Source organism: Streptomyces sp. NPDC059443, assembly GCF_042750105.1.
In the GTDB taxonomy this organism is placed as follows: domain Bacteria; phylum Actinomycetota; class Actinomycetes; order Streptomycetales; family Streptomycetaceae; genus Streptomyces.
In genome coordinates this window covers 293,827-313,064 of sequence record NZ_JBHYVM010000003.1, presented here as the reverse complement: position 1 = coordinate 313,064, position 19,238 = coordinate 293,827, and the positions used below count along the sequence as shown (strand labels likewise).

Here is a 19,238-nt window from a genome sequence, read left to right as displayed (position 1 = left end):
ATGAGGCGTATCAATGCGAAACGTGTGCTGGTCGGCGAACCGCTCGACACCGCGCGTCTGGGCGAGACCCTGCTGCCCAAACGGCTCGCGCTCCCGATCTTCTGCAGCGACCCGCTCTCCTCCGTGGCCTACGCCACCGAGGAGATCCTGCTGATCCTCGCCCTCGGCGGCGTCGCACTGCTCCACCTCGCCTGGTACGCGGCCGCCGCCATCGTCTTCCTGCTGGTGGTCGTCGTCGCCTCCTACCGGCAGACCTGCTACGCCTACCCGGGCGGCGGCGGCGCCTACATCGTCAGCTCGAAGAACCTCGGCCCGACCGCCGCCCTGACCGCCGCGAGCGCCCTCCTCGTCGACTACGTCATGACCGTCGCCGTCTCCGTGGTCTCCGGCGTCTCCGCCATCACCTCCGCCATCCCCTCCCTCAGCGACCACGAAGTCGGCATGTCGGTCACGTTCGTGGTGCTGCTGACCCTGATGAACCTGCGCGGTGTGCGGGAGTCCGGGCGGATCTTCGCCATCCCGACCTACGGCTTCGTACTCGTCATCTACCTCATGTTCGCGGTGGCCGCCTACCGCCTCGCGACCGGCGACACCATCCGCGCCGAATCCGCGGAGCTGCCGATCACCGAGGCCGGTACGTACGCGGGCCTCGCGCTGGTGCTGCTCGCGCTGCGCGCCTTCGCCTCCGGGTGCACCGCGCTGACCGGTGTCGAGGCCATCAGCAACGGCGTGCCCGCCTTCCAGAAGCCGAAGAGCAAGAACGCTGCGACCACCCTGGCCGCGATGGGAGCCCTCGCCGTCACCATGTTCGGCGGGATCACCATCCTCGCCATGGTCTACAAGGTCCACGTCGCGGCGGACCCGACCGAGCTGGGCCTGGCCCCCGGGACGCCGATGTCCACCGCGCTCGCCCAGATCGGCCGCGCCACCTTCGGCGACTGGCACTTCCTCTTCTACCTGCTCCAGGCCGTCACGGCCGGCGTGCTGATCCTCGCCGCGAACACCGCCTTCAACGGGTTCCCGATGCTCGCCTCGATCCTGGCCAAGGACAAGTACGTGCCGCGCCAGCTGTTCAACCGCGGCGACCGGCTCGTCTACTCCAACGGCGTGGTCCTGCTGGCCCTCGCCGCCATCGCCCTCATCGTCGCCTTCGACGCGGAACTGACCCGCCTCATCCAGCTCTACATCATCGGGGTCTTCGTCTCCTTCACCCTCTCCCAGGCCGGCATGGTCCGGCACTGGAAGCAGGAACTCGCCTCGCCCGAGACGCGCAAGGAGGAACGGATCCACATCCACCGCCGGCTCCTCATCAACGCCGTCGGAGCCGCCATGACCTCCGTGGTCCTGGTCATCGTCCTGATCACCAAGTTCACCCACGGCGCCTGGCTGGTCGTCATCGCGATGCCGGTGCTGTTCCTCGGCATGAAGGGCGTCCGCCGCCACTACGACACCGTGGCGCGGGAGGTGGCCGTCGCCCCCGGGGTCAAACCGCGCAAGCCCGCCCGCCACCACGTCATCGTCCTGGTCGCCGCCGTGCACGCGCCGACCCTCAAAGCCCTCGGCTTCGCCATGGGGCTGCGGCCCGACACCCTGACGGCGCTCTCGGTGGCCGCCGACGAGGAGGACGCCGACCGGCTGCGGGAAGCCTGGGCGGAGCACGACCCGGGGATCGCGCTGAAGGTGCTGCACTCCCCGTACCGGGAAGTGGTCGGGCCGGTGCTCGCCTACGTGCAGGAACAGGCGGCCAACGAGGGGACGGACATGCTGTCGGTGGTGATCCCGGAGTACGTGGTCGGGCACTGGTGGGAGCAGCCCCTGCACAACCAGAACGCGCTGCGGCTCAAGGCGCGGCTGCTGTTCACGCCGGGGGTGGCGGTAATCGACGTGCCGTACCTGCTGGAGTCCGCGAAGGGGCCGAAGCCGGCGGAACGGGCGGCGGAGCGGGCGCAGTAGGAGGAACGGAGGCAGCGGCCGGAGCGGGGGCCTGCGCGGCGGACCGGTGCTGGGTGACCGCCGCGTGGGCCAGCGCCAGCTCCACGACGTGCGCCGGATCGGAGAGGGTGCGGCCGGTGAGCTGCTCCAGACGGCGCAGCCGGTTGGAGACGGTGTTGCGGTGGCAGTACAGCCGCTGCGCGGCGTACGTGGTCGAGCCCTGGCAGGTCAGCCAGGTGCCCAGAGTGGTCAGCAGCACCCGGCGGTCCTGCGGCGGCAGCGCCAGCACCGGACCCAGCACCACCCGGCGCAGCCGGTCCGCGAGTTCGGGCTCCGCCGCGATCAGCGCCGCGGGCAGCTCCTCGTCCAGCAGCACGGTCCCCGGGCCCTTCGCGGCGGGGGCGGTGCGCAGCGCGAGGACGGCCAGCAGGCGGGCCCGGGCCAGCTCGACGGGGGTCGTCACCACCGGGCTGACCCCGGCGCGCGCGCCGAGCGGCGCGAGCAGCTCCCGTACGGATTCCAGCGGATGGTGGCCCAGCTCCACGAGCCCGGTCTCCCCGTCGGCACCGATCCGCCACAGCACGCGCGGGGCGCCGGCCGCCGTGGGCGCAGGCGTAGGTGTGGGCGAGGCTAGCGGCGGCCCGGTGGCGCCGGGGGCGGTTCCCAGGACCGCCACCGCGAACCGGCCGCGCTCCGGCAGGCCGAGCCGCTCCGCCGCGCGGGCGGCTCCCGCGGCCGATCCGGTTCCGTCGAGCAGGGCGTCGAGCAGGGCCGCCCGGAGCTCGCGTTCGCGCTCGCCGCGGACCGACTCGGCCCGGCGGTACGATTCCGCCGCCGCGTCCGCCATCCGGTCGATCACGTCCCACAGCGCGGGCGCCCCGGGCAGCAGCCGGGGCAGCGCGGCCCGATCGTGCGCGGCGACGGCCTCGGTCAGGGTCTGCCACAGCAGCCGGCCGCAGAGCCGGTACATCCGCAGCAACGAGTCGAGCGGCAGCCCCTGTCCGGCCCGGAGCGCGCCCTGGGCGCGGGCGTCGGCGAGGTCGGGCGGCAGGCCGCGGGAGGCACGGACCAGGCCCTCGACGGCCTGGCGCAGGACGTGCTGGATCCGGTCGCGCAGGGCGGTCCGGCCGAGCAGGGCGGCGTAGGTGGCGTAGGCCGGGTCATCGGCCGGCGTGCGGTCGGCGAGCCGCTCCGCCGCCACCGCGATCCGGCGGTTCAGGTCCTCGCGTATCTCCTCGATGATCCGCTCCATGACCGGAGGGTGGCACGGCGGAGGGGGCGCTGGGGAGGGCCGCGACGGTGCCGTGTCCGCTAGCGTGTCCGAAGCACTGCACGTGCAGTGCATATGCGGCGGTCATAACGACACCCCCGTCGCACCGCACACCCCGTGCCCACACCCCCGTGCCCACCCCGTGCCCACACCTCAGGGATCCCCCCATGCGCCAGAACCCGGAGCGCCGCGCCGCGCTGCTCGACGCCGCCATCGAAGTGCTCGCCCGCGAGGGCTCACGGGGGCTGACCCTGCGCGCGGTGGACGCGGAGGCCGCGGTGCCGACCGGCACCTCCTCCAACTACTTCGCCAACCGCGCCCAGCTGCTCGTACAGATCCTGCACCGCACCCGTGAGCGGCTGACCCCGGACCCGGCGGAGCTGGCCGGCCCGCTCGACACCAAGGTGCTGCTCGGCCGCCTCGTGGAGCGCATGCGCCGCGAACGCAGCGTCCACACGGCGATGCTGGAGCTGCGCCTGGAGGCCACCCGGCGGCCCGAGCTCCAGGAGGCGCTGGCCGGGTTCCAGGGCGCCGAGCTGGAGGCCAACATCGCCTGGCACCTGGAGGCGGGGCTGCCCGGGGACCGGCAGGGCGTGGTCCTGCTGTACCTGGCCATGCTGGGGCTGATCGTGGACGATCTGACCGCCCCCGGACTGCTCGACCCCTACCCGGTGGAGGGGCTCATCGAAGCGATGGTCGAGCGCCTCCTCCCGGAGCGCCCCGCGGACTGACTATCGTGCCCTTGGGGGGAATACCGGCACGAATCGCGGGAGGGGACCGTGGACATGGCGGACATCACCGGGGACGGGCAGGACTTCGGCGGGGGCGGCGCCGGCTGTGCGGACGAGCGCGGCGGCTGTGCGGACGGGGGCGGCGGCGAGGGCATCCAATGGCTGGCGGACTGGGACGCCTGGTACGTCAGCCTGACCTTCGCCCGCGGCATCGGCCCCGAGGAACTCGCCGTACGGCTGGGCGCGTTGCCCGGGATCAGCCCCGGGCCGCTGGGCGCCATCGACGCGTGGAGCATGGTCACCGAGACGGTGGACGGCGACGGGGTGGCGAGGGTCGGCAGCTGGGGCGGATGGTCCTTCGCGGTCGAACACGGGATGCCGGCCGGGGCGCAGCGGCTGGCAGAAGTGTCCCGCTCCGGTGTCGAAGCGGTCCACCTCGACCCGCAGCCCGACCACCCGCCCAAGCAGTTCGCGTACGCCCGGGACGGCGAGCTGGTCTGCTGCTTCGCGCTGGGCGAGGAGTGCTGGCGCGGCGGCCACCGGCCCGATTTCCTCCTGCCGGAGCTGGTGGAGGCCAAGATCCTCACCCCGGACGGCTGCTACGCCCGCCCCGAGGACGAACCGTGCGCGGACCGCGACCGCCTCACCCTCTCCGTGCTGGAACACCGCTTCGCCCTGGCCCTGCCGCGCCGCCTGGTCGAGGAGGCCCCGCTCCCGGCCTTCGTCACCTGCACGCAGTAGGGAGCGGGGCGTACGCGGCTCGGCCGGCGGGCGGCTCCGGGCCGGGGACCGGGCATTAGTTGATCTTATGCTCAGGTTTACGCGAGTCCGCTGGTTTTGCGGCCGGGGAGCGACTTTGATGGGTTTGCCAGGCCTCGTACCGGAGCAGGGGGACCACTCATGGGCACCGACCACAGCCAGAAGGACAGCGCGGACAGCGGTAGCGGCACGACCACCGCACCCACCCTCATCGGTTCCGTTCAGCGGGCGTTGCGTCTCGTGGAGGCGATGTACGCGGAGGGCGGGGCGACCGCCAAGCGGCTCGCGCGGCTGACCGGAATCCCGTTGCCCACCGTCTACCACCTGCTGCGGACCCTCAGCCACGAGGGCTACGTACAGCGCGAGGGCGGAGCCTTCCGGCTCGCGGACGATCTGCCGTTGCCGCTCGCCTCGTGATGCCGGCTTCGCGATTCGCGCAATCCCCGAACCCATTTGATCCAAACCAATGATCAAATTCCGACGCGTTCCGGCCAAGCTGTCACGTGCTAACGCGCATGTTCCAGCGGAAAATGCCAGAACGCCCTTTCGCACTGTGGAAGTTGAGTAAGTTCCCTCCTGTCGCGCCGTACGACCGTGCACCACGCACGGTCCGGCCGGGAGGGGAGCCCGCGTGCCCGGGATCGACGAATGCCTGCTCGAAGCCATGGCCCTGCCTGGTGCGAGGGGGGCCGCGCTGGTCGACTGGAGCAGCGGACTGGCCCTCGGCACCGCGGGGGACTCACCCGTCGGGGACCACGAGACCACCGCCGCCGAGACCGCCGAGCTGGCGAGGGCCGCCGCCGAGTACGAGTCCTTCGCCCCGCCGGAGCCACCCGCCGGCTCCGCCGACGGCGAGGCGGCGGGGCTGCCCGTCGAGGACCTGATCGTCACGACCCGGACCGGCTACCACGTGCTCCGCTTCGTCGAAACCAGCTTCGACAGCAGCGTCTTCCTGCACCTGTGGCTGGACCGGGCCGAAGGCAACCTCGCCCTCGCCCGACACCGGCTCCGCACCCTCGCCGAAGAGCTGGTGCTCAAGTGACCGCCGCCTCCGCGCCGTCGGCCTCGTCGGCCTCGTCCCCCGCCGCCCCGGCCGCCGTATCGCCCCTGCTCACCCGCCTCGCCGCCGAGCGCGCCACCGGAGCCCTGCTCCGCGAGCGCGGCACCCTCTTCCTGGAGGACGGCCGGGTCGTGCACGCGGAGAGCCCGGCCACCCCCGGCCTCGACGTCCTGCTGACCACCGGCGGCGGCCTCGCCCCCGAACGCTGGACCGAGGCCGTGAACCAGGCCGGGGCCCGCCGTCAGGTCGCCCGCTTCCTCGTCGACAGCGGCGGGCTCGCGGGCGGCGAGCTGGAGATCTGCCACCTCGCCGCGATCTTCGACGCCGCCTTCTTCGCGCTCTCCCCGGGCAGCGGCCCCTCCCGCTTCCGCCGCGGGGCCACGCACTGGATCGGCTCCGTCCGCTCGGTTCCGGCGGAGGCCGTGGAGCGGGAGACCCGGCGGCGCCGGGAACTGCTCGACGCGGTCTGGCCCTACCCGCTGCTGGACACCTCCCCGATCGTGCCCCGCCCGGCCGCTCCGGGCCAGACCGTCACCGCCCGGCAGCGGATCCTGCTGGCCCACGCGGACGGCGTACGGACGCCCGCCGACCTCGCGTGGGTCCTGGGCCGGCCGGCGTTCCACACCCTGCTCGACGTACGGCGCCTCGCGGCGGCCGGGCTGGTCGAGACCCCGTACCCACCGGTGGCGGGACCGGAGCCGGTCCCGGAGACCTCCCTGCCCGAATGGATGACGCAGGCGCAGTCCCCGGACGTGGCGCTCCTGCGCCGGTTACGCGACGCACTGGAGGCAAGCCTGTGAGGCTCCCGCTGCGACCGGTCCTGCGCGCCGACCGCTCCGAGCGGAGGCAGTCCGAAAGGAGAAAGACCGACATGAGTACGGTGCCCGCCGAAGCGGAGGCCGAGATACTCGCCGAGCTCCGGCGGCTGCGGTCCCGGGTCCCCCAGCTCACCGGCGCCCTCGCCGCGAGCTCCGACGGGTTCGTCCTCGCCCAGGACGGCGCCGCCGCCGAGGCCGAGTCGGTGGCCGCCCTGACCGCGGCCGCGCTCGGCGTGGCCCAGCGGCTCAGCGACTGCACCGGACAGGGCGGCTTCCGGGAACTGCTCGTACGCGGGGAGGACGGCTACGTCGCCACCTACGCGGCGGGCGACGCGGCGGTACTCACCCTGACCGCCGAGCAGCGCGTCAACGTCGGGCGCCTCCACCTGGAGGCCCGGCGTTCCAGCCTGCGCATAGCCGAGCTGATCGACCACAGCATCGGCCGCAGGGGCCTCGGCCAGGCCACCTGACCCCGCGAGCCCCCGGCCGCGTACGGCCACGTACAGCCATGTACATCCCCGTAGATCCATGTACCGACCGAATACCAGGACAGCCGGACAGAAAGAGGAATGACCCATGGCGAACATCGAAACCGCACTCAAGGAAGCCAGCACCACCATCGACGGCGTGCTCGGCGCGGCCCTGGTCGACTACGCCAGCGGCATGGCGCTGGGCACCATCGGCGGCGGCAAGGACCTCGACCTCACGGTCGCGGCCGCCGGCAACACCGACGTGGTGCGCGCCAAGCTGCGCACGATGGAGATGCTCAACTTCAAGGACGAGTCCATCGAGGACATCCTGATCACGCTCGGCACCCAGTACCACCTGATCCGGATGCTGAAGGGCCGGGGCGCCACCGGGCTCTTCCTCTACCTCGCGCTCGACAAGGACCGGGCCAACCTGGCCATGGCGCGGCACCAGCTGAAGAAGATCGAGTCCGAGCTCGAAGTCTGACCCGGTAACCCGCAGGAGTGCAATTCAGAGGGGACACGTACCGGTACCGGGCCCGCAGATGAATTCAGGGCCCGGTACCGGTCTGTATGTACGGGAGGGAATTCCGTCCCCCTACGCACCCGCGCACTCCGGAGGCAGACATGGCAGGCAAGGCAGGCAACGGGTTCACCACGTGTCTGTGGTTCGACGGCAATGCGGAGGCCGCCGCCGACCACTACCTCTCCGTCTTCAAGGACGGCAAGCTCGGCCGCACCGCCCGCTACAACGAGGCGGGTCCCGGACCGGTGGGCGAGGTCATGGTCGTCGAGTTCGAGATCAACGGCCAGAAGTTCGTCGGTCTCAACGGCGGCCCGCAGTTCCCCTTCACCGAGGCGGTCTCCTTCCAGATCCACTGCGCCGACGACGCCGAGGCCGACTACTACTACGAAGCCCTGACGGCCGACGGCGGCCAGGAGTCCGCCTGCGGCTGGGTCAAGGACAGGTTCGGCCTGTCCTGGCAGGTCATCCCGGCCGGGGCCATCGACCTGATCTCCGACCCGGACCCGCAGCGGGCCGCCCGCGCGACCGCCGCGATGCTGAAGATGAAGAAGCTCGACGTGGCGGAGATGCGGCGGGCGGCCGACGGGGTGTGACCGCGGCCAAGGGGGAACCCGCGGGCGGTTGTTGGGGGCGGGGCACAGGATTCGTGCGGCGGCGGGGCAATGGGTAGAGTGCCAGGTCACGACCGCACCCGGTTCGAACAACACGGGCAGGTCAGGGCTCTGCCGCAGTGCGTGGCACCTCCACAACTGCCGTGCCGCACCTGCCTGTCCGGGTTGGGACGCGGGCGGTCCTCACGGCCGGGCAGAGGGCTCCGGCCGGCGGGTCAGGAGGAATGAGTGGCACAGGTCATCGCCGAAGTCTCAAGAACGTTCAACGAGTTCCTGCTCTTGCCGAACCGGACCCGGACGGACTGTTCGCCCGCGACGGTCGACCTGCGCACGCCCCTGGTGCGGCACGTCGTGGGCGAGCGGTCGGCGATCGAGCTCGGCTCTCCGTTCACGTCCGCGATCATGCAGGCGGTCAGCACGCCGGAACTCGCGATCGCGCTCGCACGCAACGGCGGTCTGAGCTTCCTGCACCACAACCAGCCGGTCCAGGACCAGGCCGCGGCCGTCCGACAGGTGAAGAACTTCAAGGCCGGGTTCGTCACCAGCGACACCAACGTCCGCCCCGACGACAGCCTGAGCCACCTGGTCGCCGTCATGCGGCGCACCGGTCACAGCACCGCCGCGGTCACCCACGACGGCAGCCCCACCGGCCGCCTGCTCGGCCTGGTGACCTCCCGCGACTTCCACCCCGGGCGGCACGACCTCGACGGACCGGTGAGCGGCCGGATGACCGCCATCGCCGACCTGCCCCACGCCGATGGAGAAACGACTCTCTCCGAGGCCAACGCGCGGCTGTGGGACCAGCGGCTGGACTGCCTCCCGGTGCTGGACGCCGAGGGCCGTCTCCAGTACCTGGTGTTCCGGTCCGACTACGCGGACAACAAGCGCTTCCCGAACCAGGCCGTGGACGGCGCCAAGCGTCTGCGGGTGGGCGCGGGCATCAACACCCACGACTACCAGGAGCGCGTCCCCGCCCTGCTGGAGGCAGGCGCGGACGCCCTGTGCTTCGACTCCTCCGACGGCTACAGCGACTGGCAGGCGCAAGCGCTGACCTGGGTGAAGAAGCACTACCCGGAGATCCCGATCGGCGGCGGCAACGTGGTCGACGGTGAAGCCTTCACCTTCCTCGCCGAGGCCGGGGCGGACTTCGTCAAGGTCGGCGTGGGCGGCGGCTCCATCTGCATCACCCGCGATCAGAAGGGCATCGGCCGGGGCCAGGCCAGCGCGGTGCTGGACGTGGCCGCCGCCCGGGACGCCTTCCGCGAGCGCACCGGCGAGTACGTGCCGATCTGCTCCGACGGCGGCCTGGTGCACGACTACCACGTGGCCCTGGCGCTGGCGATGGGAGCCGACTTCGTCATGATGGGCCGCTACTTCGCCCGCTTCGACCAGGCGGCCGGCGCGAAGCTCCCCACCCGGGACGGCTTCGTGAAGGAGTACTGGGGCGAGGGCTCGAACCGTGCCCGCAACTGGCAGCGCTACGGCCAGGGCGGCCAGGGCCTGCTCTTCGAGGAAGGCGTCGACGGCTACGTCCCCTACGCCGGCGACCTCAACGAAGGGCTCGCCCTGACCATCGCCAAGCTCAAGACCACGATGGTCTCCTGCGGCTCCGCCACGCTCGCGGAGTTCCAGTCGACGGCCCGGCTGACCCTGGTCTCCGATCAGAGCTTCCAGGAGAGCCACGCGAACGTCACCCTGCGGGACACCCCGGCGACCATCGCCTGATCCGCGGGGCCAGGCCGGGGCCAGGCCGGGGCTAGGCCGCCGCGATCCGGGCCAGCAGGGCGGGCAGCGCCGTCCCGATGGGCTCACGGATCACCTCGTCGGCGAGGCAGTCGTACGGGGTCTCCTGCGCGTTCACGATGATCAGGCGGGCCCCGGCCTCCGCGGCCATCCCGGCCAGCGAGGCAGCGGGCTGCACCTGGAGGGTCGACCCGACGGCGACGAACACGCCGCACCCCTTCGCCACGGCGACGGCCCGCGCCAGTACCTCGGGGTCCAGCCGCTGCCCGAACATCACGGTCGCCGCCTTGAGGATCCCGCCGCACGCGAGGCAGGCGGGATCCTCCTCCCCGGCGGCGACCCGCGCCAGCGCCTCGTCCATGCCCGTGCGGGCGTCGCAGGCCGTGCACACCACGGCCCGCGCCGTGCCGTGCAGCTCGAACACCTTGCGCGCGGGCATCCCGGCGAGCTGCTGGAGCCCGTCCACGTTCTGCGTGATCACCCGCACCGGGGTCCCGCCGCGCTCCAGCCCGGCCACGGCGAGGTGCGCGGCATTGGGCCGCGCCCCGAGCGCGCCGAGCTCCGCCCGCATCAGCCAGGACCGCCGCCGGATCTCCGGATCGGCCATGTAGTACTCGTACGTCACGAGCTTCTCGGCATCGGCATCCCGCCGCCACAACCCCTGCGGCCCCCGGTAATCGGGAATCCCGGAATCGGTGGACATCCCGGCCCCACTGAACACTGCGACGAGCGGCTTTCCCATGCACCGACTCTAAGGAGCACGCGGAGCCCGCTCCACAGGGTTTTGAACCGACCCCCCGAGCAGGCCGACCAAGCTGGAGCTGGCCCGCGTCGAGCACTGGCTCGGGGACCCGGTCCGCCGTACGCCGCCGCCGGGCGCCGTGCTGGAGGCGTGGAACTTCTTCGAGGACCTCGCCCGCGGCCTCCACGCGGTCCACGGGCTGCCGGCGCAGGGAGCCGTGCACGACAGCGCGTACGAGAAGCTGTTCGCAGGCGAGTGCGGGGCCTGGATCCGCGATGAGCGGGACCGGGTGGTCGAGCTCCTCGCGGTGGGGGTGGCGCTGTGGAACGGCTGCCCGGTACTGGTCCGGCCGCACCGAAAATCGTAACGGGCGGGCCGATCGCGCCGCGTTCGACCGTCTCCTGACGGCTGGTTGGGCCCGGCTGCGCACACCCTTCGCATCTGGTACAACACCGGACATGACGGGATTCGAGATCAACGGCGCGAGCGCCGCCGACATGGCGCTGATCCGGGATTGGGCCGACGAGGAGGGCTGGAATCCGGGGGAATCCGACCGGTTCGCGTTCGCCGTGGCCGACCCGGGCGGCTTCCTCGTCGGCCGGGTCGGCGGGGAGCCCGTCGCCTGCATCTCGGCCGTGCGGTACGGGGAGGGCTTCGGCTTCATCGGCTTCTACATCGCCCGCCCCGAGGTCCGCGGCCAGGGCTACGGCATCCGGATGTGGAAGGCCGGCATGCAGCGGCTCGACGGGAGGCTCGTCGGACTGGACGGGGTGGTCGAGCAGCAGGACAACTACCGCAAGTCCGGCTTCCGCTCGGCCTGGAACAACGTCCGCCACGAAGGGGTGCCGCGCGCCGCGTCCGCTGCCGGCGCCGGCCCCGCGTCCGAGTCCGCGTCCACGACCGCCTCCGGGGTGGAGATCGTGGACGCGGCCACCCTGCCCTTCGGGCAACTCGCCGCCTACGACCGCAGGTTCTTCCCCGCACCGCGCGACGCCTTCCTCGCCGCCTGGGTCGGGCTGCCCGGCCGGACCGCCCTCGCCGCCGTCCGGGACGGCCGGATCGAAGGGCTCGGCGTGATCCGGCCGGGCACCGGCGCTTCGCGGGTCGGCCCGCTCTACGCCGCCTCCCCGGCGGTGGCCTCGACCCTGCTGCTGCGGCTCGCGGAGCACGCCCCGGACGGGACGGTCGCCGTGGACGTACCGGACGCCCACCCGCGCGCCGCGGCCCTGCTGACCGGACTGGGACTCGCCCCGGCCTTCGAGACGGCCCGGATGTACACCGGCCAGGAGCCGGACGTGGACCTGACCGGCATGTACGGCGTGACCAGCCTCGAACTGGGCTGACGGGGGCGGAGCGGGGTGGGGTGGGGTGGGGGCGTGGGGTCAGATGACGAACAGCAGGCCCGTGCTGTTCCGCAGCCCGCACGAGTTGGCGTAGGTGTAGGAGTAGCTCAGGTGCCGGCCCTGCCACACCCCGTCGGCCGTCACCGTCACGGGGGCCCACTCCCTGGTACACGACGCGTCCGGGCGGGGCTCGGCGAGTGCGTCGAGCTGGGGGCCGTTGGCCCGTAATTCGGCGCAGGCGGCGGCCGGAGCCGGGTGCGTTCCGCCGGGCCGGGGCGCGCAGGTGAGGGTGACCGCGCGCAGCACCGTACCGCTCGTGGCGCTGGCGCCGTCCGTGACGGTCAGGACGAGCGCGGACGGTGCGTAGAGGACTTCGGCGCCGGACGGTGCGGCGCCGGCCGCGCCTGACCCGGCCAGGGCGGTGAGGGCCGCGAGACCCATGGCGGCGGACGAAAGCCCCAGATTCCTGGTGATGGACCGCATGTCGAACACTCCTCGCGTCGTTGCGTCGGATAACGGACGCGAGTCTTGCCCATGCGGAAGCGGAACGCCCGTTCGCACCTCTACTTCTCGTCACCGAACGCACATGCATGACCGCAGACCGCAGCGGTGGCCGGGCGCTGACCTGTGGGGGAGCGGCCGGCGGAATCGGCCGAACACGCCCGGTAACCCCGCCGGTTCCGCTCCTGGCTCTGGCCTTGGTCCTCGGCCTGGCCCTCGCCCTCAGCTCGCGGCGAAGCGCGGGGCGTACACGTCGAGGAGCCGGGTGCGGGTCTGCTGGAGCCGGAGCGCGAGGACGCGCCCGACCCAGTGGCCGATGGCGGAACCGAAGGCCGGATCGGCGTCCATGAGCATGCGGACGGTCGTGGCGTCGAACTCGTAGGCGCGGACCGGCGTCATCGCCTCCGCGCCCAACTGCCACACGTACGGCGCGAACAGCCACGACCAGCCCACCAGCTCGCCGGGGCCCAGGCTCTCGATGGGGGTGGGCCGGCGTCCGGGTACGGGGAGCTCCAGCGTCACCGTGCCGGAGCGCACGATCCAGAAGGATTCCGCCCGGGTGCCTTCGTCGAAGATGCGCGCACCCTCGCGGAAATTGACCTCACGGGCGTGGGACATGAGCCGTCCGCGGTGCTCGGTGGACAGGACGGCAGCGATCCGGATGGGGGAAGGTGTGCTCACGACGGCCTCCGATCGGGACCCCCCGCTCCACCCAGTGTCGCCGACGCGGGGCCGATTCCGGGGTCCGGTGACCCCGGAATCCGGATCGGTCACTCCTCCGCGCCGGCCTCCAGGCAGGCCAGCTCCATGGCGTCGAGGACCGCCTCGTGGCTGCGCCGGCTCAGCTCGGCGACGCTCTCGATCTGCGCCGTCGCCCAGGCCGCCAGCGTCATCACCAGCACGCGGAGCCCGTCCGTGCCGAACTCGGCGAGGATCTCGTCGGCGGTGATCATCGCTTCCTCGGGCACCTGCTCCGGCGGTTCGAGCCCGGCGACACCGCGGAGCAGGGCCAAGGTGCGGCGGGAGATCTCCGGGGTCATCCTCGCCAGCCGCATGTCTTCTTCTTCGTCCATCCCGCCCCACCCTTCGGTCCCGCGCCCGTCCCCCCAGGGCACGGTAGAGGGGCGCGGCCCCGGGTGGGGCGGCAATCGGGAGAACCGGTCGGACGTCTCCGGCCTCCGCGTACGCCGTCTCGCGCCCGCGGTGCCTACGTGGTGTCGCCGAGCCGTTCGCCGAGCCGTTCGCCGAGCGCGGGCAGGCCCGGGCCCGAGAGCAGGGGCAGCGCCGCGGAGTACCGGCCGGTCACCAGCATGAGGAGCGCGGAGACCGGGCCCTCCACCGTCGGAGCCCCGTTACCGTGAGGGCTGCCGCCCCTGCTGCCGCCGTAGGCCGTCCAGTCGCAGTCCGTGGCCGCCAGGCGGAAGCCCGCCAGCCGCCGCCGGGCGTGGAACGGGAACCCCATCGACCAGGCCCGCTGCGCGGCGGTCGCCGCCGCCCCGGTCGGCATCGTGCGGGTGCGGCCCAGGGGGACGGTGATGTCCTGCCCGTGCACCAGGATGTCGAGCATCGGCTCCAGGTGGGTCACGCCCGGCGCCTTGCGGCGGGATCCGGCCATCGCGCGCAGCCGGGGCGCGTACTCCGGGACCGGGCGCGCGGATTCCCGTACGGCGGTGTCGTGGATCATGCGGTCGAAGCTGCCCCGGGCGCGCACCGCGGCCACCAGGACCGGGAAGACGCCCAGCTGGGCCAGGGTGAGATGGGCGGCGACGTCGCGCACCCGCCACCCCGCGCAGAGGGACGGTGTCTCCCACTCCTCCGGGCTCAGGTCGTCCAGGAGGTCGGCCACGGAGAGCCGCTCGCTGTCGATGGTCCGCCATACCTCGTCGGGGTTCATTCGGGCCGTGCCGGTCATATCGACCTCCTGCTGCCTGGATGGATCCGTAGTGGATTTTGGTCAGGCTCTCTGTCTAATATTGGTCAGAGAGACTGACTGAGTCAAGGGTGGTGCGCGATGGCCGGGGTCGAGGACGAACCCAATCTGGGACTGCTGTGCTTCATCGCCTACCGGGCCATGGAATCGGGCGTCTTCGACGCCCTCGCGGCGGCCGGCTACGACGATTTCACCGTCGCCCAGGGCCGGGTCTTCGCGCGCATCGGACCGGACGGCACCCGGGTCACGGACCTGGCCGAACAGGCCCGGATCACCAAACAGACCGCGGGCTTCCTGGTCGAACAGCTGGAGCGGGCCGGTTACGTCCACCGCACCCCCGACCCGACCGACGCCCGCGCCCGGCTGGTCCACATCGCGCCCCGCGGGGAGGCCGCCGTGGCCGTCGCGCGGGCGGCGGAGGCCCGGGTCGAGGGGGAGTGGGCCCGCCACCTCGGCAAACAGGGCACGCGGCAGCTCCGTAGCGCCCTCACCCGGCTCCGGGAGATCACCGACCCGTACCAGTGAGGGGCGTTACGCCCGGTCGCCGCCGTGGCGACCGAGCAGGGGGCTCGCAGTAGGCGGGCGAGGATGCGGATCCGGGCCGGTGAGGGTCTTCGCCGAGCTCGACGGGGAGCCGGTGCACATCGGCAGCCTCGTCTACGCCGACAGCCTCGCGGGCCCGCCCGTCCCGGCCGCGCTCCGCGACCGTACGGAGGCCCTCTCGGGCACCGGCCGCACCACCATGCTGGTCCGCCGGGGAGACCGCTGGCTCGGCACCCTGGGCCTGATGGACGCGCCGCGCCGGGAAGCCGCCGAGACGGTGGCCGCCCTGCGCGGGCTCGGAGTGGACCGCACCGTGATGCTGTCCGGCGACGACCAGCGGGTGGCCGACGCGGTGGGTCGCGAGGTCGGCATGGACGAGGTCCGGGGCGGGCTGCTCCCCGAAGACAAGGTCGCGGAGGTGGCCCGGCTGCGCCGCAGTGCCCGTACCGCCATGATCGGCGACGGAGTGAACGACGCCCCCGCGATGGCCGGCGCCACCGTCGGGGTGGCGATGGGCGCGGCCGGTTCGGCGGTGGCCCTGGAGACGGCGGACATCGTACTGATGTCCGACGACCTGCGCCGGCTCCCGTTCGTCACCGGCCTCAGCCGCCGGGCGAGCCGCATCATCCGCCAGAACCTCTGGCTGAGCCTGGGCATCGTGGCGGTCCTGGTCCCGGCCACCGCGATGGGCCTTGGCATCGGCCGGCGGTCCTGGTCCACGAGGGCTCCACCCTCGTGGTCGTCGCCAACGCGCTGCGGCTGCTGCGCTACCCGGACTGAGCGGCCGGGACCTTCCGTGGCGGCCGGGGCACTGCCGCTACGGGAGGTCGTACGCGAAGGCGTACTCCACCGAGGTGTCGCCGTGGTGGTGGACGAACGAACCGGAGCCGGTGAGGCCGGTGAGGTCCTCCGTGGCCGAGCCGGGGACGACGGTGAAGGAGCAGCGGGTGCCGGTGGTGTCGAAGGTGCCGCGTTCCTCCAGGACGAAGGTGCCCTTGCGGCCGTCGACGGTGCCGGAGACCAGTTCCATGCCGGTGAAGGTGCCGATGTGCTCTCCGGTGTAGGCGATCGCGTAGTCGCACGCCGTCTCCGGGGCGGTCACGGTGCCGGTGAAGGCGTTCGTGACCGTGGCGCGGGCCAGGCGGGGGAAGGTGTCCGCCTGGCCGATCGGGTGCTCCTCCCAGTTCTTGAACGTGAAACCGCCGGCGGTGGGGGTGGGAGCGGGGGTGGGCGTGGGCGCGGGCGTCGGCATGGTGCCTCCTGGGGTGGGGGCGGGCCCTGGTCCCGTTGCTGATCACCGGGCGGCCCGCTCGGCGTCAGCCTGTCCGGCATACCTGACATCTCCTGTCAGGTATGCCGGACAATCGCGTCATGCGCGCCGACCGGGTCCTCTCCCTCCTCCTGCTCCTCCAGAACCGGGGCCGGATGACCGCCCCCGAGCTCGCGGCCGAGCTGGAGGTCTCCGTCCGCACCGTCTACCGCGACGTCGAAGCCCTCGGCGCCTGCGGAGTCCCGGTCCACGCCGACCGCGGCCCGGCCGGGGGCTTCCGGCTCATGGACGGCTACCGCACCCGCCTCACCGGTCTGACCGATGCCCAGGCCGGCTCCCTGTTCCTCGCCGGGGCCCCCGGCCCCGCCCGGGACCTCGGCCTCGGCGGTGACCTCGCCGCCGCCCAGCTGAAGCTCCAGGCCGCCCTGCCCGCCGGCCTCGCCGACCGGACCCGGCAGATCCAGCAGCGCTTCCACCTCGACGCCACCGCCTGGTTCCGCGACGCCGACCCCGTCCCGCACCTCGCGCAGATCGCCCAGGCCGTGTGGGACCAGCGGATCCTGCGCGCCGACTACCGCCGCTGGCGCGGCGAGGTACGGCGAGAGCTGTGGCCGCTCGGGCTCGTCCTCAAGGGCGGCATCTGGTACCTGGTGGCCAGGGCCGCGGAGGCCGGGGAGACTGGCGGGGCCGGGGAAGCCGTTGATACCGCCGTGCGGACCTACCGGGTGGGCCGGTTCCGCACTGTGGACACCCTCGCCGACGGCTTCGTACGACCCGTGGGGTTCGAACTCGCCGAGTACTGGCAGCGGTCGGCCCGCCGCCCGGAGGCGGCCACGCACCGGCAGACCGCCACCGTACGGCTCTCCCCGCGCGCCCGGCAGCTGCTGCCGATGCAGTTCGGGGCGGCGGGTGTCCGGTCCCTCGCCACCGCCGGGCCGCCCGACGCCGACGGCTGGGTACGGGTGGAACTCGCCGTCGAATCCGGGGCGATCGCCGTCGGCGACCTGCTCCGCCTCGGCCCGGACGCCGAGGTCCTCGGCCCGCCGGAGCTGCGCCGGACCCTCGCGGAGGCCGTGGCGGAACTGGCCGAACGGTACCGGCGCTGACAATCCGGCTGCGGCGGGCCCGCGGACCGCCGACGCGCGTGCCGACGTACGGCTGTCGGCGCTGAGGCCCCTCACCGATCTGGCGTCCGGCGCCCCCGCCTGGCCGGCGGCGGCCGGGGCCGCGCTGGTCCGGCTGTCGGATGGGCCCCGCGGCGGACGTGGCCGTACCCGCGCTGACGGCCGCGACGGAGCGGCGCATCCGCGTGCCCGAGCACACCGGTGACGAGGTCGGGTGAGTGTGCCCCCGCGTTACCGCACAGGGGTACTGGATTTCAGCCGGCCGGTCGGTCAGGGAGCCGGCGGGGGTTCCACCTCCAGGAAACGGCGTCGGCGCGGGCCGCGGTACAGCAGGCAGATCCAGCCGAGCGGTTCGAGTGCGGCCGCGCAGGACGTCAGGCGTTCCTGTTCCTCCTCCGCCGCGCCGCTGCCCGGTGGGCCGAGCCAGGTCACCTCCACGCGGCCTTCCCCGGACGCGGCCGGACCCACCCGGTAGCCGGTCCGGGTGCGCCGGCCCTCGGGGTCCTGCGGATCCCGCGCCGACGCGGGGATGCCCGCCGCCTCCAGTACGAGGGCCACCGCGCGCGGCATCAGGCGCAGCTCCCAGGGGGCGGGAACCGTGGCGCCCGCCGGTCCGTTGACCAGGCGGCGGATCTGCAACAGCCCCTCGTACGCGGTACGGAGCTCCGCCGCCCGTCCCGCTTCGGGTGGTGGCGGGCCGTCGCCGCTCGCCGGTTCGAAGTTGTGCCCGGGTGTGGTCACTTGCCGCTGCCCCCTCGTTCGGTTGAGCCGGTCGTACGGGCGCACAGGCGCACGGGCGTGCGTCTGAGTACCTCACACCCAACAGCCTGAGTATCCGCGCCGATTCCCCGGCGTGCCCCCGCTGATCGAATAGGGGCATGACCTCCGAGACCGCGGTCGCCACTGCTACCGCCGCCGCTACCGCCACCGCCGCCACGACCGCGCGTACCGTGAACCGCCCGCGGATGCAGCAGCAAGTGACCATCGCCGGTTCGGCGCTGGCCGTGGCCCTGGTTCCGCTCGTGGTCGGGGTCCTGGTCGCCAAGGGGCTCGCCGCCGACGCCCACGCCCCCGTCAACGCCCTGATCACCGGCGGCGGCCAGCGCGCCGGGCTGCCCCGGGCCGAGTGGCGCCGGCGCGGCCACGACACGATGCGCCGCCTGCGTACGGCCCGGCGGGGTACGGTCCGCGGCACCGTACGGGGCTGCGCCTACGTCTGCGGCCGCCGCCCGGCCGGACGCTGAGCCCGCAGCCAGGCATCGGCGGCCGCCGGGGAGCGCAGCCGGACCACCCGCAGCGGGGCGAACCGCGGGTCACCGGCCAGCAGGCCGATCTCCGCGCGCCGGGCCCCGTAGCGCGACCAGGCCCACCAGGCGGGATGGTCGGCGCGCAGCCACTCGCGCCACCGCTCCCGGTTGCCGCCGAACAGCCGCTCCCGCAGCAGGCTGCGGCGCAGCGAGCGCAGTAGCACCCGCCGCATGACGACGTGCCGGGGATGGTCGAGCCACACCACGGTGTCGGCCCGCCGCCAGAGCGGTTCGCGTACGTCTTCGGGCCCGTACGAGTCGAGGACCCACCGCTCGCCCGCCGCGATCCGGGCCGCGTCAGCGGCGTAGGAGGGGCTGACGGCCCAACCCGGCCCGGCGAAGTGGAGGGCGTCCATCTCGTGGTACGGCAGCCCGAGCCGCCGTCCCAGCTCCCGCGCCAGGGTGGATTTGCCGGCTCCGCTGATGCCGACCACGAGTACGCGCCGCACCGGCGGAGCCTACCCAATACGGCAGCAGGGCCCGGGGGGGGGGCGGGTGGGGCGGGCGCGGCGCCGCCTCCGGCGGGCCCCCCCCCCCCCGGCGGGGGGGGTCGAGGGGGTC

The 19,238-nt window shown here is 73.2% G+C and carries 23 protein-coding genes and 2 pseudogenes; 16 read left to right on the top strand and 9 right to left on the bottom strand.

Features of this window, described 5'->3' with window-relative positions; translation table 11 throughout:
* Entirely contained in the window at positions 1 to 1,953 is a 1,953-nt protein-coding gene (locus ACFXDJ_RS04545) for an APC family permease (RefSeq protein ID WP_384847743.1), read from the top strand.
* Here the strand turns inward: ACFXDJ_RS04545 and ACFXDJ_RS04540 are convergent.
* Positions 1,859 to 3,184, bottom strand: coding sequence for a helix-turn-helix domain-containing protein (locus ACFXDJ_RS04540; protein WP_384847740.1), 1,326 nt, complete (start codon positions 3,182 to 3,184; stop codon positions 1,859 to 1,861). The genes ACFXDJ_RS04545 and ACFXDJ_RS04540 overlap by 95 nt on opposite strands.
* 185 nt (positions 3,185 to 3,369) lie before the next feature.
* Here ACFXDJ_RS04540 and ACFXDJ_RS04535 point away from each other — a divergent pair, with 185 nt between their 5' ends.
* The 9 genes and pseudogenes from ACFXDJ_RS04535 (at position 3,370) to ACFXDJ_RS04495 (ending at position 9,899) form a co-directional block, all read left to right on the top strand.
* On the top strand, positions 3,370 to 3,933 hold the full coding sequence (locus tag ACFXDJ_RS04535) for a TetR/AcrR family transcriptional regulator (RefSeq protein WP_384659024.1): 564 nt from the start codon (positions 3,370 to 3,372) through the stop codon (positions 3,931 to 3,933).
* Between the two features lie 54 nt (positions 3,934 to 3,987).
* Entirely contained in the window at positions 3,988 to 4,674 is a 687-nt protein-coding gene (locus ACFXDJ_RS04530; protein WP_384659027.1) for a DUF6461 domain-containing protein, read from the top strand.
* 159 nt (positions 4,675 to 4,833) lie between these two features.
* Positions 4,834 to 5,070, top strand: a pseudogene (locus tag ACFXDJ_RS04525) (helix-turn-helix domain-containing protein); the annotation flags it as partial.
* A gap of 253 nt (positions 5,071 to 5,323) precedes the next feature.
* Positions 5,324 to 5,734, top strand: coding sequence for a hypothetical protein (locus tag ACFXDJ_RS04520; protein WP_384659029.1), 411 nt, complete (start codon positions 5,324 to 5,326; stop codon positions 5,732 to 5,734).
* Positions 5,731 to 6,552 carry a transcriptional regulator gene (locus tag ACFXDJ_RS04515; protein WP_384659031.1) on the top strand — a complete coding sequence of 274 codons (822 nt, stop codon included), beginning with the start codon at positions 5,731 to 5,733 and terminating at the stop codon, positions 6,550 to 6,552. Before ACFXDJ_RS04520 ends, ACFXDJ_RS04515 begins: the two co-directional genes overlap by 4 nt.
* 71 nt (positions 6,553 to 6,623) lie before the next feature.
* Positions 6,624 to 7,040 carry a roadblock/LC7 domain-containing protein gene (locus ACFXDJ_RS04510; protein ID WP_384659034.1) on the top strand — a complete coding sequence of 139 codons (417 nt, stop codon included), beginning with the start codon at positions 6,624 to 6,626 and terminating at the stop codon, positions 7,038 to 7,040.
* Between the two features lie 106 nt (positions 7,041 to 7,146).
* The gene (locus tag ACFXDJ_RS04505) at positions 7,147 to 7,524 is read left to right on the top strand and encodes a hypothetical protein (protein WP_384659036.1); all 378 of its coding nucleotides are present in this window, start codon (positions 7,147 to 7,149) and stop codon (positions 7,522 to 7,524) included.
* A 140-nt stretch (positions 7,525 to 7,664) separates the two neighbouring features.
* Positions 7,665 to 8,156, top strand: coding sequence for a VOC family protein (locus tag ACFXDJ_RS04500; protein WP_384847737.1), 492 nt, complete (start codon positions 7,665 to 7,667; stop codon positions 8,154 to 8,156).
* Positions 8,157 to 8,402: 246 nt separating this feature from the next.
* Positions 8,403 to 9,899: an IMP dehydrogenase gene (locus ACFXDJ_RS04495; RefSeq protein WP_384659041.1), complete on the top strand. Its 1,497-nt coding sequence runs from the start codon at positions 8,403 to 8,405 to the stop codon at positions 9,897 to 9,899.
* A gap of 31 nt (positions 9,900 to 9,930) precedes the next feature.
* On the opposite strand, the gene ACFXDJ_RS04490 is transcribed toward ACFXDJ_RS04495, so the two are convergent.
* Entirely contained in the window at positions 9,931 to 10,659 is a 729-nt protein-coding gene (locus ACFXDJ_RS04490; RefSeq protein ID WP_384659044.1) for an NAD-dependent deacetylase, read from the bottom strand.
* Between the two features lie 139 nt (positions 10,660 to 10,798).
* Here ACFXDJ_RS04490 and ACFXDJ_RS04485 point away from each other — a divergent pair, with 139 nt between their 5' ends.
* Positions 10,799 to 11,026: a hypothetical protein gene (locus tag ACFXDJ_RS04485; protein WP_384659046.1), complete on the top strand. Its 228-nt coding sequence runs from the start codon at positions 10,799 to 10,801 to the stop codon at positions 11,024 to 11,026.
* Between the two features lie 91 nt (positions 11,027 to 11,117).
* On the top strand, positions 11,118 to 12,002 hold the full coding sequence (locus ACFXDJ_RS04480) for a GNAT family N-acetyltransferase (RefSeq protein ID WP_384659048.1): 885 nt from the start codon (positions 11,118 to 11,120) through the stop codon (positions 12,000 to 12,002).
* Between the two features lie 39 nt (positions 12,003 to 12,041).
* Here the strand turns inward: ACFXDJ_RS04480 and ACFXDJ_RS04475 are convergent, their stop codons facing one another.
* The 4 genes from ACFXDJ_RS04475 to ACFXDJ_RS04460 all read right to left on the bottom strand — a co-directional run bounded on the left by ACFXDJ_RS04475 (position 12,042) and on the right by ACFXDJ_RS04460 (position 14,415).
* Complete coding sequence (locus ACFXDJ_RS04475; RefSeq protein WP_384659051.1) at positions 12,042 to 12,485, bottom strand: subtilase-type protease inhibitor; 444 nt, start codon at positions 12,483 to 12,485, stop codon at positions 12,042 to 12,044.
* A 240-nt stretch (positions 12,486 to 12,725) separates the two neighbouring features.
* Positions 12,726 to 13,184: a Crp/Fnr family transcriptional regulator gene (locus ACFXDJ_RS04470; RefSeq protein ID WP_384659054.1), complete on the bottom strand. Its 459-nt coding sequence runs from the start codon at positions 13,182 to 13,184 to the stop codon at positions 12,726 to 12,728.
* An 89-nt stretch (positions 13,185 to 13,273) separates the two neighbouring features.
* A complete protein-coding gene (locus ACFXDJ_RS04465; protein WP_384847734.1) occupies positions 13,274 to 13,576 on the bottom strand; it encodes a hypothetical protein in 303 nt (100 codons plus the stop codon).
* A 134-nt stretch (positions 13,577 to 13,710) separates the two neighbouring features.
* Positions 13,711 to 14,415 carry a maleylpyruvate isomerase family mycothiol-dependent enzyme gene (locus ACFXDJ_RS04460; RefSeq protein WP_384659057.1) on the bottom strand — a complete coding sequence of 235 codons (705 nt, stop codon included), beginning with the start codon at positions 14,413 to 14,415 and terminating at the stop codon, positions 13,711 to 13,713.
* Between the two features lie 99 nt (positions 14,416 to 14,514).
* On the opposite strand from ACFXDJ_RS04460, the gene ACFXDJ_RS04455 reads away from it, so the two are divergent.
* Both ACFXDJ_RS04455 and ACFXDJ_RS04450 read left to right on the top strand, forming a co-directional pair.
* Positions 14,515 to 14,958 (top strand): MarR family winged helix-turn-helix transcriptional regulator, encoded by a 444-nt coding sequence (locus ACFXDJ_RS04455; protein ID WP_384659059.1) that lies wholly within the window; start codon positions 14,515 to 14,517, stop codon positions 14,956 to 14,958.
* A gap of 79 nt (positions 14,959 to 15,037) precedes the next feature.
* Positions 15,038 to 15,604: pseudogene (locus ACFXDJ_RS04450) on the top strand (HAD-IC family P-type ATPase); the annotation flags it as partial.
* Between the two features lie 189 nt (positions 15,605 to 15,793).
* Here ACFXDJ_RS04450 and ACFXDJ_RS04445 read toward each other — a convergent pair.
* The gene (locus ACFXDJ_RS04445; RefSeq protein ID WP_384659062.1) at positions 15,794 to 16,228 is read right to left on the bottom strand and encodes a DUF3224 domain-containing protein; all 435 of its coding nucleotides are present in this window, start codon (positions 16,226 to 16,228) and stop codon (positions 15,794 to 15,796) included.
* A 119-nt stretch (positions 16,229 to 16,347) separates the two neighbouring features.
* On the opposite strand from ACFXDJ_RS04445, the gene ACFXDJ_RS04440 reads away from it, so the two are divergent.
* Entirely contained in the window at positions 16,348 to 17,352 is a 1,005-nt protein-coding gene (locus tag ACFXDJ_RS04440) for a helix-turn-helix transcriptional regulator (RefSeq protein ID WP_384847772.1), read from the top strand.
* Positions 17,353 to 17,640: 288 nt separating this feature from the next.
* Here ACFXDJ_RS04440 and ACFXDJ_RS04435 read toward each other — a convergent pair whose 3' ends face one another.
* Positions 17,641 to 18,111: a hypothetical protein gene (locus tag ACFXDJ_RS04435; RefSeq protein ID WP_384664217.1), complete on the bottom strand. Its 471-nt coding sequence runs from the start codon at positions 18,109 to 18,111 to the stop codon at positions 17,641 to 17,643.
* Positions 18,112 to 18,248: 137 nt separating this feature from the next.
* On the opposite strand from ACFXDJ_RS04435, the gene ACFXDJ_RS04430 reads away from it, so the two are divergent.
* A complete protein-coding gene (locus tag ACFXDJ_RS04430) occupies positions 18,249 to 18,614 on the top strand; it encodes a hypothetical protein (RefSeq protein WP_384847731.1) in 366 nt (121 codons plus the stop codon).
* Here ACFXDJ_RS04430 and ACFXDJ_RS04425 read toward each other — a convergent pair.
* Positions 18,581 to 19,126 (bottom strand): adenylate kinase, encoded by a 546-nt coding sequence (locus tag ACFXDJ_RS04425; protein WP_384847729.1) that lies wholly within the window; start codon positions 19,124 to 19,126, stop codon positions 18,581 to 18,583. The two genes, ACFXDJ_RS04430 and ACFXDJ_RS04425, sit on opposite strands and share 34 nt — an antisense overlap.
* Positions 19,127 to 19,238: the final 112 nt, after the last annotated feature.

Bases quoted from the DNA above. Each gene is read 5' to 3' on its own strand.
- ACFXDJ_RS04545 (WP_384847743.1), top strand. From the start codon at position 1: ATGAGGCGTATCAATGCGAAACGTGTGCTGGTCGGCGAACCGCTCGAC.
- ACFXDJ_RS04540 (WP_384847740.1), bottom strand. From the start codon at position 3,184: ATGGAGCGGATCATCGAGGAGATACGCGAGGACCTGAACCGCCGGATC.
- ACFXDJ_RS04535 (WP_384659024.1), top strand. From the start codon at position 3,370: ATGCGCCAGAACCCGGAGCGCCGCGCCGCGCTGCTCGACGCCGCCATC.
- ACFXDJ_RS04530 (WP_384659027.1), top strand. From the start codon at position 3,988: ATGGCGGACATCACCGGGGACGGGCAGGACTTCGGCGGGGGCGGCGCC.
- ACFXDJ_RS04510 (WP_384659034.1), top strand. From the start codon at position 6,624: ATGAGTACGGTGCCCGCCGAAGCGGAGGCCGAGATACTCGCCGAGCTC.
- ACFXDJ_RS04505 (WP_384659036.1), top strand. From the start codon at position 7,147: ATGGCGAACATCGAAACCGCACTCAAGGAAGCCAGCACCACCATCGAC.
- ACFXDJ_RS04500 (WP_384847737.1), top strand. From the start codon at position 7,665: ATGGCAGGCAAGGCAGGCAACGGGTTCACCACGTGTCTGTGGTTCGAC.
- ACFXDJ_RS04490 (WP_384659044.1), bottom strand. From the start codon at position 10,659: ATGGGAAAGCCGCTCGTCGCAGTGTTCAGTGGGGCCGGGATGTCCACC.
- ACFXDJ_RS04480 (WP_384659048.1), top strand. From the start codon at position 11,118: ATGACGGGATTCGAGATCAACGGCGCGAGCGCCGCCGACATGGCGCTG.
- ACFXDJ_RS04475 (WP_384659051.1), bottom strand. From the start codon at position 12,485: ATGCGGTCCATCACCAGGAATCTGGGGCTTTCGTCCGCCGCCATGGGT.
- ACFXDJ_RS04465 (WP_384847734.1), bottom strand. From the start codon at position 13,576: ATGGACGAAGAAGAAGACATGCGGCTGGCGAGGATGACCCCGGAGATC.
- ACFXDJ_RS04460 (WP_384659057.1), bottom strand. From the start codon at position 14,415: ATGACCGGCACGGCCCGAATGAACCCCGACGAGGTATGGCGGACCATC.
- ACFXDJ_RS04455 (WP_384659059.1), top strand. From the start codon at position 14,515: ATGGCCGGGGTCGAGGACGAACCCAATCTGGGACTGCTGTGCTTCATC.
- ACFXDJ_RS04445 (WP_384659062.1), bottom strand. From the start codon at position 16,228: ATGCCGACGCCCGCGCCCACGCCCACCCCCGCTCCCACCCCCACCGCC.
- ACFXDJ_RS04440 (WP_384847772.1), top strand. From the start codon at position 16,348: ATGCGCGCCGACCGGGTCCTCTCCCTCCTCCTGCTCCTCCAGAACCGG.
- ACFXDJ_RS04430 (WP_384847731.1), top strand. From the start codon at position 18,249: ATGACCTCCGAGACCGCGGTCGCCACTGCTACCGCCGCCGCTACCGCC.